Here is a 12,711-nt window from a genome sequence, read left to right on the forward strand (position 1 = left end):
TGGTACACGGCGCGGCGTAGCAGCGTCCGTGCTTGTGACAGTTGCGTAAGTCCTGTTTGCGATCACAAATTCGCCTATGTAGGCAGTCACAACGTCCTCAGTTCAAACACCAGTTATCTAGACTTAGCGAGTGACGAAGTGGGAACGCTGCATACATCTCCCCGCAACATCCAGAAATTGATTAACTGCTTTGAAACTCAACCTGACCTATCAAGCTAATAAAAAACTGACACCATTGGTGGCAGAAAAAAGATGAAGGAGTGCGCTCTCAGTTTAGTTTACTCCGGTAATTCACGGAAGCGAGCGCACTTCTTGGATAAGCTGTGATCGCCCTTGCTATCGTAAGTTAAAGGGTTTACACCCTAGACTAGAGAAACCCCAATTGATGCCGCCGATTAAAGGGAGTAGACGCAAATGGACTTTTACACAGTTGTTTTAAGACGAAGTGCGGGCTACTGGGTGGCGTTGTGCTTGGAGAACGGATTAGTAGGTCAAGGAAATACACAAGACGATGCGATCACGAAGCTCAAAGAGGCGATTGAATCGTTCCAAGATGTTTATGAATCACAAGAGAACATCTACAATGCTCCGGTTCCTGTCAAAGAGTTACATGAATTTTTGGCTGGAAACACCTGCGCGGATAGGTTAAGAAGATAATGATCGCACTTTCACTTACTCAGGTAATTCACCAAAGCGATCGCGATACTGCCTTAACAACTCTTCCATTGCTTCAGCACGTTGTCGTTCTGCCTCAGCGCGTTGTCGTTCTTGCTCTAGCTGTTCTTCTGCCTGTTGTACCCGTTGTCGTTCTTGCTCTAACTGCTGATTAATCTCCGTGTAAGATAAGAACCTCGTTCCATCTGGATGATAAATCTGTAACTCCTCTCCAGACAAATCAAAGCGAATTCCCAACTGTGGACTTATCCAGTCCGAGAGTGAGGCAATCGTATCTAACCCCTCTTCATCCTGTATCCAACCCCTTAGCTGGTTGTTGTCAGGATTATAAATGTAATACTCCTGGACTCCGTAGCGATCATAAAACAGTAGCTTTCTCTCCATTTCTTCTTGGGTATTGCCAGGAGAGAGAATTTCAAACACTACTTGCGGCGCGACATTGTCCTCATTCCACTGCTGATAGGAACCGCGATTGCCTTTAGGTCTCCCCAACACAACCATCACATCTGGGGCATTCACAATCTTTGGCTTTCCTTCTACTGGATACCAAAACAAATCCCCTGCAACAAACACATTTGGGTCATTTGCATACAGCCAATCCAAATTTTGCTGAATCACTACAATCCAGCGAAATTGCTTGGTATTATTTGCCATTGGCTTTCCATCGCTATCTGGGTAGATGACCTGTGCTTGTTCCGTTTGGGATTGTAATTGAGAAACCATAACCAGATGAAATATTAGTGGGGATGTTCACGAGCGATCGCATCTCATACAAAAACGCGATCGCTCTTCTTCACTCATCACAAAGACACAGGTTCTTGCCCTGCCGAAACAGGTGCTGAGGACTTTAACTTCAAATCTGGATGGTCAGATTCTACCTGCTGCAAATTCCACTCATTTTTAAACAGCAGCACAGGGCGTCCCCAGTTATCTTTCACCGTTACCGTGTTAAACAAACGCCCCACTTTTTGCAGTGCTTCCCAGCCACCCGCTACCCAACGGGCAACACTGTAAGGTAGCATCTCCAGCCGAGTTTCAACACCGTACTCATTCTGTAAGCGAAATTGCACCACCTCAAATTGCAACTGGCCAACAGCCGCAAGAATTGGGTCACGCTTCGCTTCATCCACGGAGTACATAATTTGCACTGCCCCTTCTTCCCGCAATTCAGTAACCCCTTTTTGGAATTGCTTGAACTTGGAAGGGTTGGGATTTCTCAGATAAGCAAATAGTTCTGGAGAAAAGCAGGGAATCCCTTCATACTCCAATTTCTTGCCGTTATAAATCGTGTCACCGATCGCAAAAACTCCAGGATTGTTCAATCCAATTACATCACCTGGATAGGCAACATCAATCGATTCCCGGTCTTGAGCAAAGAGTTTTTGAGGTCTTGACAGACGCACTATCTTACCAGTGCGGGCATGATTCACCGTCATGTCTTTCTCAAACTTACCCGTACAAACCCGAACAAAAGCGACTCTATCCCGGTGCTTCGGGTCCATGTTGGCTTGTAGCTTGAAGACAAACCCTGTGAACTCTGGATAAGTTGGGGGAATCTCACCTAATGAGGAAAGGCGACCTTCTGGTTTAAGCGCATAGTTCAGAAAGCCATCCAAAAACAGTTGGACACCAAAATTTGTCATCGCACTCCCAAAGAATACTGGTGTCATTTTGCCTTGATGAACCAGTTCTAAATCCAGTTCCGGACCAATACCTTCAATCAGTTCTAAATCTTCCTTTAGCTGATAATAGAGGTCTTGAGCCAAAAGCTCTTCAAGCCGAGGGTCACCTAAATCGATGACCGTATCTTTTGCCTCGCGGCTACCGTGGGCACTCCGCTCAAATAGGTGAATTTGTTGGCTGCGTCGGTCAAAAACACCCTTAAAGCGATCGCCTATCCCAATCGGCCAGTTTACCGCATACGTCTGCAACCCTAGTTCCTGCTCAATCTCATCTAGCAGTTCCAACGGTTCGCGTCCGGGACGATCAAGTTTATTCACGAACGTGAAAATCGGGAGACTCCGCAGCCGACAGACTTCAAACAACTTCCGCGTTTGTGTCTCCAGACCTTTAGCCGCATCAATCAGCATCACCGCATTATCGGCGGCAGCAAGTGTCCGATAGGTGTCTTCACTAAAATCTTGGTGACCAGGCGTGTCCAATAAATTGATCTGACAATCCTGATATTCAAACTGCAACACCGTCGAGGTAATTGAAATTCCCCGTTGTTGCTCCATTTCCATCCAGTCAGAAGTAGCCTTGCGCTGGGATTTACGTGCCTTGACGGCACCCGCTTCGTGAATCGCACCTCCATAGAGTAAGAGCTTTTCTGTTAGCGTTGTCTTACCCGCGTCCGGGTGGGAAATAATTGCAAAGTTGCGTCGATGTTCAACAGCAGTTTGCAGTTCAGCTTCAATTTCAGTGGACATCCAAAAAGCATCGTTAGGGAACTCTCAAGAATCATTATATTTGTGATTGAGATTCCCGTTCAGTAGCAAGACGCCTCGATCTCCCTTAGTTTAAAAAGTCTAATAAATTAGATTCTGACTCTTTCGCGTTAGCCTCCCCAATTCTGGACGGCATTTACGACCTATCTTTATAAGGGTGCGTGATACAGTCGTGGGTAGAGGCTAAGTAAGCTTTGATGGGATTAGGGAGTCATTTTTATGGAATACGACCAAGACAAGCGAAAGCTATTATCAGCGCTAAGTCATGGGTCAATCTTTTTTAGTTCTTTGGTTTTGTCTATTGCGATACCAATAGGAATACTGTTCACATCAGATGACCCAGTTGTCAAAGAAAGCGCTAAAGAAGCTATCAATTTCCACCTCAATGTGTGGGTATATGAAGTGATTGTTGGCGTGTTAGTTTTCCTGACCTTAGGATTGCTGGGGATAATCTTAATACCAATATTTTTCCTTTTCCATTGGGTACCGCCAATTCTGGCAATCCTCCAGTCTTTAGGCAATCCTAACCAGTCTTATCGCTACCCGTTTATCTTTCGTGTAGTGTAGGGTTGTCACGTTGTAGCGGTCAGCCATCGGCATTCAGCTAGTAGCTGAGGCATTGCATTATAGAGGTTCTCGGTTAGATGCGGTACACTTTGACCTCTCTCCTACAAGGAGAAAGGCTTTGATTCTTACTCCCCTTCCCTTGCAGGGAAGGGGTTGGGGGTTAGGTTTCTCTGCTGTACAAGCGCGTAACAGAGAAATGCTATATATTCAGGTGCAGTGTTTGAATGCAACTTGATATCAGCCTTGCCTCAGCGTAAACATCACTCAAAAAAACATGTGTAAGCTTTAGCCTTAATCGTATAGATTAGGGCATTTTTTATAATTAGAAACAAATTTATCTTGTGGCTTGCTGTTGGTTTAACCCTATCCTCAATAGCTAATGTCTGCTTTGTTCGCATTTGAATACTGGATACTGTAACAAGGTTACGTTAATCCTCACAGCTAATTTCATGCTCATAAAAAGCCCTTAGAGATTTGGGGAAAGAAAGCTGGAAGCGGGTATGTTTAACGTCTACAGTTTCTTGGAAGCGATTGTGGATTGTTTCGGATCGCTTATGCAATCTCTTGTAAATTGTCAGACTAGGGCAGATGACTACTAGACCAGCTCGGCAGAAGTAACCCACCAGCCTAGACAGGGGTGAAAATTGAGGTAAACTGCCAATAACCAAATGCTCAAAAGACAAGCAAGTTGACAACTAGAGTCCATGCCCAACCCCCAAGCGGAAAAAATTATCCTCTCCTCAAGACAACAAACCCTACTCAAACAGATAGTGCGTCGCTCTCGCGTTCCCTTATCGCCTGGTGAGGCGATCGCAGTTGCTCTTGTTGGCTGCCACTGGAGCGAGTAACAACCAGCTCGCTCAAGAGTTGCTTTTTCGTGTGGGGTCAAGTGCGCTTATGGCGAGAAAGATGGCTAGCGGCGACTCCTCAACTGGCAACTGTAGAAGCAGAAAATGGCAGTGACCGAGAGTTGATGGCGTTAATTAGCAGAGTTTTAAGCGATCGCGACCGGACTGGGACTACTAACTACTTCAGTACAGAGCAGGTCGTTCAAATTGTAGCTTAGAAAAGTGAAAGTCCTCAAGCATCGGGCTATCCTGTCAGTCATTGGACTCCAACTGAGTTAGCCGCTGAAGCAATAAAGCGTATAGAGTTCGAGTACATTCGACATGGCACTCAAACTCTGTTGGCTAATTGGCATATCGCTCTCATGTCAGCTAATTAACCCAACTATCGGTGCTACTCGTACAGAAGAAGATTTCAAAAACCATATTGCTCGAACTCTCGACACTGACCCGGAAGCTGGCTGGATTTTCATTGTTGACCAACTCAACATTCATCAATCCGAATCCTTGGTACGTCTGGTAGCAGAACGCTGCCGTATTGTGACTGATTTGGGAGTCAAGCAAAAAACAGGTATCCTCTTGTTCGTTGAAAACTCGAAAAGCTTTCTTATCTGACTCCAAGCATCGAATTCACTTTGTTTATATTCCCAAACATACATCTTGGCTCAATCAGATTGAATGTTGGTTTAGCATTTTGATGCGGCGCTTGCTTAAGCGAGGTAACTTTACCTCAACCCAAGACCTCAAGCAAAAAATTATTAACTTTATTGCTTATTACAATCACACATTTGCTAAACCCTTTCAATGGAAGTTTGAGGGTTTCCCAGATGCGGGCTAGGCTGGTGGGTTATTTCTGCCGAGCTGGTCTAGTGTCCAGTGGCGATCTGAAGATTGATAAAGCTTAGCACCCTCCAAACCCGCATCTGAAACAAGCTGGTTCACTTCATCTAAGGTAAAAGCGGCGTGGAGAGAATCGCGAAACAGCATTTTTTGATGCTCATCGTACTCAGTCCCGATACTATCCACTAAGCCATTCATAATGTCCTCATTCATTGGTCGAAGTAAATCACGAATGAGGATTCCCCCGTTGGGTTTCAAAACACGCTTCAGTTCTTTTAAGAAGGGTAATGGATCGGGTAGGTGATGAATCAAGCTATTGGAAATCACCATATCAAAGTGAGCATCGGCATAAGGCAACTGCTTGGCATCAACGGATTCTAGGGTAATTTGTTGTTGTAAGCCAGCTTGCTCAACATTCTTTCTACCTACTTGCAGCATAGATTCAGCAAGATCGATGCCGATAATTTGCCATTGTGGACGCTCTTGACAAATAAGGATAGGAATGCGTGCAGTCCCAGTCCCAGCATCAAGCATTAAGCCTGATAGTGAACCGAGTTCAATCGCCCGTTTAGCAAAGGCAGTATTAACCTCAGTGAAGTCCATCGCATCATAGGCGATCGCTTCTTCCTGAGTATCCATAACTTCCGGTTCAGTAACTCGCTGCATTGATGCCTCCTGATCTAATTCCTGAACCTAATTATTGAACGTCCTCGGTACTTTCACCGCAAGGGTAACGACTCTTCCTACCATGAACAACGATAGAGCCAACCACAACAACTGACTACTGTGGAACCACCAAGCCAGCAGTGCGACTGGAGCAAACCCGACTAAAGCTGCTATGACTGTTGAAGTTCGGAGGATACGCCCTTCCATTAAGCCCAAGAAGTACCCATCTAACATATATGCGATCGATCCGAAGCCGAGAATAGGAACTAACCACCCGACATAATTGCGAATCGGCTCAATTACCTCTTTATGGTTCGTCAAAAGCCCAAATAGAGAAATTGGAAACAGGTTAAAGACAAGGGCGAAGAGGAGTCCCATGATTAAACTACTTCCCCCAGAGATTCGTACTAAAGGAACTAGTTGCTCACTCGCACCTTTGCCGCGAAAGATTCCGGCAAAACTTTCAGTCGCAAAAGCTAGTCCATCAATAAAGTAAGCAGCTAAAGTCACTACCTGTAAAAGTAACGTGTTAGTGGCTAGCACAACAGTTCCGAAACCCGAACTGAGATTGGTGAACAACGCAAAGGTCGAAACAAGGACAAAAGTACGCACTAAGATATCACCATTGAGAGCAAAGCCAGCTTTCAGAGCAGATGGATCGAGAATTTGTCCAACTACTGCCTTTACCTTCCCAAACCAGTGTTCCCGATAGATAAGAATTACCCCAACAATCAACATCAAGTACTGACTCGCCGCTGTACCAATAGCTGCGCCTGCACTTTCCCACCCCAACCGGACAATAAACAGGTAGTCCAGCACAATATTTGTGCCATTCCCGACTACCGACAACAGCAAAACCCTACCACCTTGTTCACGCCCCAAAAACCAACCAATCAAGACAAAGTTGAGCAATGTTGCAGGTGCGCCCCAAATCAAAGCATTGTAGTAGGCAATTCCCGAAGCCTTGACTTCTGGTGTTGCACTCAACAAGGCAAAGCCAAGTTCTCGTAACGGGTACTGCAAGACTAGGATGATGAACCCTAAGCCCAACGCAAGTACACCGTTACGCAAAAGAGCCAGTAACACTGCATCTTCATCAGAACGTCCCACCGCTTGCGCTGTCGTCCCAGTGGTAGCCATGCGTAGGAAACCAAACGTCCAGTAGATGTAGTTGAACAGAACAGTGGCTAAGGCAACTCCAGCCAAGTGACGAATTTCTGCCAAGTGTCCCAGAAACGCCACATCCACTAAACCCGCGATGGGAACCATGAGATTGGAGAGGACATTGACACTCGCTAGCCGGAAGAAGCGACGGCGAAAATCATCACGGTGTTGTTTAGAGATTAAGTGTAAAGCCATGGGTCTTTTTGTCGTTTGTTGTTTGTTGTTTGTTATCGGGACTTAAACAAATTTCAAGACCAAACAAAGCCTAAAGAAGCGATGTTCGCGGCGAATACGTCACGATTGTGGTTCAACCACTCAACAAAACGGAAAGACATGGCTGTGCGAAACGCCTAAACATGCATCAACAAAAGTGTTTAAAGGTTTGGATGCCCACCTTCGTCTTAATCCTCCTGTTAAGGTGTGCCATACAATGAAAGTGTAAGCACAAAATACAAGAATAAAATGTCTTAGCAGACTGCGGAGAGTCTCTAATTTGATATTCGGATAGCCCCAACCAGCACGAGAGCTTCCCGATAGAAACCGTCTACCCAGTTTCTTTGAGAATAGGTGGTTACTATCGATTCGGCTGTCGCCGTTGAGCCATCAACATTCGTAATAAAATAATCAAGATCACTGGCTTGTTGGAAGGAGCAAGCATTCATGACGATAGCAATTGTTCTCGTTCCTTCTAGCTGTGAGAGTTCAACTTCAACAGGAGCCACCCAAACGGTTTTGGGTTTATCTAGATTGAGTTGAATCGGAGTGAAAGCTTCCATATGTAATGATTCAGCTAAATCATCTAATCGGATCTCTTCTCGCTTATTTGCCTGTATTTCAATTATCACGTTGCGGTTTTTGGCTAATCCCCCTAAATATTTTAGTCTCCTCTTTTCTAGTTCGCTCAGAAACGTTGTGTTATTGCCATAGCCTGCATCAATCAGCACAATGCCAGGTCGATATCCTCTTCATCACCTCTAAACGGCGCTCATTTACCTCTTGAGCCTTCCAGGGCGCTTCCGTCAAAAAGCGGATGCGCCGCCTCGGAGGTTTCCTCCGAAATCAGGCGCACCAAGGGTGCAATCGGTGGTACGTCACTCCCACCGCGTTATCCGCCATTTGAGATAGGTTTTTTCGTTCGCTTTCCCCTAATAATCCCCCAATATAGTTTCTAAACTCCCGTTTTTGCGCTTGATGCGTCAACAAATCATCAAAGCGTTTACACCATCTGTCAAAGCATGGGGCATGGCGGCAGGAGTTGTCTCTTTCATTGGGAGAAACCTCAGCGTGAAGTGCTTGCTTCGTAAACATTATAACTTGCTTTAATCTTTATTTTTGTTTAAGTCCCGCTAATCAAGATGGGGTAAAGTAAAGTCCGCTAACCTGTCAGTAAACTGAGAGCTTGCACCGTTCGCATCATCCGCCAGGGAAGTTCCGGGCGGGATTGGTAGCTTACCGAGAATGGTGTAAGTTCTGAGGTAAAACCAAGATCTGAGTAAAAACCTCAACCATTAGCTTGTCATCTCATGACTTACTTTCGCCCAAATATTAATGATATGTCCGGTTACGCGCCTGGTGAGCAGCCACCACCAGAGGCAAAAGTCATCAAGTTAAACACGAATGAGAATCCCTATCCCCCCTCTCCTGAGGCATTGAAGGTACTACAGGAATTGCCGGGAGAGCTTCTGCGGCGCTACCCTGATCCCATGGCAAAAGCGTTTTGCCAAGCTGCGAGTCAAGTCTTGGGAGTACCTGCTGATTGGATTCTTGTCGGTAATGGTAGTGATGACCTTTTGACGATGATTGTTCGTGCTTGCACTGAGCCACGGCGACAAGTGGTTTATCCGATGCCCACTTACGTCTTATACCGCACCTTGTCACAAATTCAAGGAGCAGAATTTGTGGAAGTCCCCTATCACGAGGACTACAGCTTACCAGTTGAGCAATTAATTGCCGCTCAAGGAGCCGTAACGTTTATCGCTTCTCCGAATAGTCCATCTGGAACTATTGTGCCAGTAGAACTGCTGGATAAGCTAGCTAGACAGTTATCTGGTGTGTTGGTTGTGGACGAAGCCTATGTAGATTTCGCCGAGTCAGATGCACTGGAATTGGTAAAACAGCACGACAATGTGATCATTTTGAGAACCTTGTCTAAGGGCTACTCAATGGCTGGGTTGAGGTTAGGTTTCGGTGTGGCAAACCCATTGCTGCTGGAAGGATTGATTAAGGTTAAAGATAGCTATAACGTGGATGCTGTTGCTTCTGCTGTTGGAGCAGCTGCGATCGCAGATCAAAGTCACAAAAATGCTAATGCTGAGAAGATTAAGGCTTCCAGAAGCCAGATGGCTAGAGAGCTTGAGAAATTGGGCTTTTATGTCTTACCATCACAAGCTAACTTTCTCTTAGCGCAGTCACCATCAGGCAACGCTCAACACCTCTACGAAACCCTTAAGCAACGTGGAATCTTAGTCCGATACTTCAACCAACCTCGGTTAGACGATAAGTTACGCATCACGATTGGCACTCCTGAGCAGAATGAAACATTAATCAAGGTACTTGGTAACGTGCTGACATCTGCCATGAGCCAACCCAACAGTCACTAGAGCGAAAATTTATCAGAGGTGGGGGTTCATCCACTAGGTTACATAAATTCTGGAGCAGACTTTATTAGAGGTATTTATCAAATCTTTATCATCATTCAGTACTAAGGACGTTATAGTTAAATGAAGAAAAACTACATTTGCAGAAAGTAAAGGATTTTTTTACTGAAGCAAGCTAGTAGGGGTGCAGGTAGAGGGTGCATGGTATCGTTTTTGACGCAGCATGTATTTGATTCATATGTCCTAGCCTGACACTTTCAAAGATGGAAAAAATCTCAAAGGTCTTTTCTTCGCTCTTGAGTCGTAAAACACCTTGAAACTTTATCTAAGATATTTCGTCGTCTACTAACTGGGTGCTACCGTTCTGCTAGCGATCGCATGAGACTCCTTCTCTTTGGGTAAAACGTCTACCTAAAGCTGAACGTCTTAGCGCTACTCACGAAGTTAGTTTTGATAAGCTGACCATCATCTAATTGCATACTTCAAGAAAAGATATTTCTTGAGGGATAGGCACTATGCCCGTTTGATTTATGCAATTTAAATGAACGACAGCTTAATTCTCTTGTGTCAATACCACCAGAGAATATTCGTAGGTATTGATGAAAGTAAACGTGAAGCATTCTTAGCAAAAAACGTGGGAAAGCTCATAAAAGCTATCTACACGACTGATATGCTTCGCCTTACTCTGAATTGTTTCTTTATTAGCTGCATCTTAGGGAACTTTATATAGGTAGTTACACAAAATTTGCCCCGAATCATTGTTTATGCGTAAACCTGTTCTAACTATTTTCTACCAGTTCAATCCTTGGCACAGTACTATAGGCGGAATTCAGACAATCATCAGCCTTTTTATCAAGTACGCTCCTAGTGAGTTTGAGGTGCGGCTTGTAGGAACAGGAAAAGATTCAACCCAACCTATAGGTAAGTGGCAAGAAGCAGAATTAGCGGGGAGAGCCGTTCAATTTCTTCCTGTATTGACCTTGCAAGACGATAACGTCAGGAGCTTGGTTCCGACCACAATAAAGTATACGGCTGCCCTACTAGGGCGTTCCTTTGCCTCCGACTTCATGCACTTTCATAGACTAGAGCCAACCGTAGCAGCCCTTCATTGGCAGGGAGATAAAACTCTTTTTATCCACAATGATATTCAGACGCAGATGAAATCTGTGGGTAATAAAAATGCGATCCTTTGGCGACGATTTCCAGCCGCCTATTTTGCCCTCGAAGGTATGCTAGTTAATCAGTTTACTCAAGTCTTCTCGTGCAATACTGAGTCGCTAGAACTTTATCGGCAGCGTTATCCAACGATTGCTGAGCGTGTTGCCTACGTCAAAAACACTGTTGACAACGAGATTTTTTACCCATTTGCTTTGGAGGAGCGTGAGGAGGGGAGGTATAAACTTATACAGCGGCTAGGTTTAGCGAAGGATACACATTTCGTCCTGTTTGCTGGTCGCCTACATCCCCAGAAAGATCCCATTTTACTAGTCCGCTCTATTGCTGCTTTGAATGAGCCGAATATTCACCTCCTCATAGCAGGCGAGGGAGAGTTGGCTGATGAAATACGTTCTGAGATTAATCAACTTGGGTTGTCTAAACGGGTAACAATGCTCGGAGGAGTCAAGCAAGCGGAACTTGCAGACTTGCATCGCATCTGCAATGCCTTTGTTCTGACTAGCGCCTACGAAGGCTTACCCTTGGTTGTCCTTGAGGCTCTCGCCTGCGGGACACCTGTCGTGACTACGCGATGTGGTGAAACCCCGAAACTGCTTTCTGCTGACAGTGGGATTGTCTGTGAAGAACGTACTCCAGATGCGATCGCAGACGCCTTACGCAAGGTACTGCTACATCCAGAGGATTATCCAATTGAATCCTGTGTACAGGCTGCTCAGCCGTATAATGCCCGCACTGTCGTGAGAGATGTCTACAGCGAAATGTGGCTCCGTTGGGAGCAGCGCTCCCTCGCATCTGTATAAGCTGTAAGCTGTCACAGATTTAACTTACATATTTCCAGGAAGTAGCTGGAGAGCAAAGAACACTTAGTACTCAGTCATGAGCAATCAGTGGTCAGTCCTCTATAAAGCTAGTACCGCTGCCTTGGAATTCTCGCATTCAAAATGCTTACATTGCAAGTGTTTCATTGATGCGTAAATAGTAGCTTTATTTCCACCGCGCTGTACTAGTTGCTTTGGGTGCATCCCAATGGTTGATTGCTAAAACGGAGTAATTTATATTGAAAGTTAAACCTTACTGCTGTTTAACTATTGCGGTAAGCAGTTAATAAAATAACTGCTGCCTTCGCAGCTTTTAGAGTCTAAATTTATAGTTAATATATTTATTTGTTCAGAGATTAAATTGATAATCATTGAGGATAAAACTTTTTACAATCAATCCAGAGATGAAGTGAAAATTCTCTCAATAAAAAGATATCACTTAAAAATGAAGACAATGTAAACTTAGTTATTTTTAAGTGACATTAAGAAAGAAGAGTGTTAGTAATAATAAGAGGAAATCACGTAATATGGAGCGTAGAGGAATGTCCCCAAACGCTTGTAAATCTGTCAGAATATAAACCCTGAATTTGGAGGAAAGAAAACACGGTTTTTAACTGTCATGAGAAACTTTTACTTTATCTCTTAGCTAGTTGACTGCCGTGAAGCCAATTCGATTTAGCGGTGAACTCGTATTAACAACCCCCAAGGGACAACAATGGCACTTTTATCTCCACCTGGGTAGCATCATCTATGTCATTGGGTATCTACACAACTTGTTTGATTGATGTGGGGCAAGCAAGTGTAGGATTTTAGGAGTTTTAGCAAGATTGACAAAATCTTCTGCTTGCCAAAAATTCTTTTAACACTCTTCTCTCATCAAATAACCAGAGCAACTCAAAAAAGCAGGACACAAAAG

At 44.6% G+C, this 12,711-nt stretch carries 13 protein-coding genes and 1 pseudogene; 9 read left to right on the plus strand and 5 right to left on the minus strand.

Annotated elements, in window-relative coordinates; genetic code table 11:
* A partial coding sequence (locus tag AC5JL3_RS32180) for a hypothetical protein (protein ID WP_496078331.1) occupies positions 1–219 on the plus strand: 219 nt, incomplete at its 5' end.
* Positions 220–414: 195 nt separating this feature from the next.
* Complete coding sequence (locus AC5JL3_RS32185; RefSeq protein WP_496078332.1) at positions 415–657, plus strand: type II toxin-antitoxin system HicB family antitoxin; 243 nt, start codon at positions 415–417, stop codon at positions 655–657.
* 15 nt (positions 658–672) lie between these two features.
* Here the strand turns inward: AC5JL3_RS32185 and AC5JL3_RS32190 are convergent, their stop codons facing one another.
* Positions 673–1,398 carry a Uma2 family endonuclease gene (locus tag AC5JL3_RS32190; protein WP_496078333.1) on the minus strand — a complete coding sequence of 242 codons (726 nt, stop codon included), beginning with the start codon at positions 1,396–1,398 and terminating at the stop codon, positions 673–675.
* Between the two features lie 77 nt (positions 1,399–1,475).
* Positions 1,476–3,104, minus strand: coding sequence for a peptide chain release factor 3 (prfC, locus tag AC5JL3_RS32195; RefSeq protein ID WP_496078334.1), 1,629 nt, complete (start codon positions 3,102–3,104; stop codon positions 1,476–1,478).
* A 237-nt stretch (positions 3,105–3,341) separates the two neighbouring features.
* Here prfC and AC5JL3_RS32200 point away from each other — a divergent pair, with 237 nt between their 5' ends.
* The 5 genes from AC5JL3_RS32200 to AC5JL3_RS32220 all read left to right on the plus strand — a co-directional run bounded on the left by AC5JL3_RS32200 (position 3,342) and on the right by AC5JL3_RS32220 (position 5,372).
* The gene (locus AC5JL3_RS32200; RefSeq protein WP_496078335.1) at positions 3,342–3,689 is read left to right on the plus strand and encodes a DUF4870 domain-containing protein; all 348 of its coding nucleotides are present in this window, start codon (positions 3,342–3,344) and stop codon (positions 3,687–3,689) included.
* A 704-nt stretch (positions 3,690–4,393) separates the two neighbouring features.
* On the plus strand, positions 4,394–4,537 hold the full coding sequence (locus tag AC5JL3_RS32205; RefSeq protein WP_496078336.1) for a hypothetical protein: 144 nt from the start codon (positions 4,394–4,396) through the stop codon (positions 4,535–4,537).
* Positions 4,538–4,566: 29 nt separating this feature from the next.
* Entirely contained in the window at positions 4,567–4,755 is a 189-nt protein-coding gene (locus AC5JL3_RS32210; RefSeq protein WP_496073779.1) for a hypothetical protein, read from the plus strand.
* A 103-nt stretch (positions 4,756–4,858) separates the two neighbouring features.
* The gene (locus AC5JL3_RS32215) at positions 4,859–5,149 is read left to right on the plus strand and encodes a transposase (RefSeq protein ID WP_496078337.1); all 291 of its coding nucleotides are present in this window, start codon (positions 4,859–4,861) and stop codon (positions 5,147–5,149) included.
* Complete coding sequence (locus AC5JL3_RS32220) at positions 5,121–5,372, plus strand: transposase (RefSeq protein WP_496073122.1); 252 nt, start codon at positions 5,121–5,123, stop codon at positions 5,370–5,372. Before AC5JL3_RS32215 ends, AC5JL3_RS32220 begins: the two co-directional genes overlap by 29 nt.
* Here the strand turns inward: AC5JL3_RS32220 and AC5JL3_RS32225 are convergent.
* The 3 genes and pseudogenes from AC5JL3_RS32225 to AC5JL3_RS32235 form a co-directional block, all read right to left on the minus strand.
* Complete coding sequence (locus tag AC5JL3_RS32225; protein ID WP_496078338.1) at positions 5,369–6,040, minus strand: class I SAM-dependent methyltransferase; 672 nt, start codon at positions 6,038–6,040, stop codon at positions 5,369–5,371. The two genes, AC5JL3_RS32220 and AC5JL3_RS32225, sit on opposite strands and share 4 nt — an antisense overlap.
* 27 nt (positions 6,041–6,067) lie before the next feature.
* Complete coding sequence (gene gntT, locus AC5JL3_RS32230) at positions 6,068–7,399, minus strand: guanitoxin biosynthesis MATE family efflux transporter GntT (RefSeq protein ID WP_496078339.1); 1,332 nt, start codon at positions 7,397–7,399, stop codon at positions 6,068–6,070.
* Between the two features lie 53 nt (positions 7,400–7,452).
* Positions 7,453–8,472: pseudogene (locus AC5JL3_RS32235) on the minus strand (transposase).
* Positions 8,473–8,727: 255 nt separating this feature from the next.
* Here AC5JL3_RS32235 and hisC point away from each other — a divergent pair.
* Both hisC and AC5JL3_RS32245 read left to right on the plus strand, forming a co-directional pair.
* A complete protein-coding gene (gene hisC, locus AC5JL3_RS32240; protein ID WP_496078340.1) occupies positions 8,728–9,804 on the plus strand; it encodes a histidinol-phosphate transaminase in 1,077 nt (358 codons plus the stop codon).
* 761 nt (positions 9,805–10,565) lie between these two features.
* The gene (locus tag AC5JL3_RS32245) at positions 10,566–11,777 is read left to right on the plus strand and encodes a glycosyltransferase (RefSeq protein ID WP_496078341.1); all 1,212 of its coding nucleotides are present in this window, start codon (positions 10,566–10,568) and stop codon (positions 11,775–11,777) included.
* Positions 11,778–12,711: the final 934 nt, after the last annotated feature.

The organism is Symplocastrum torsivum (assembly GCF_059505465.1).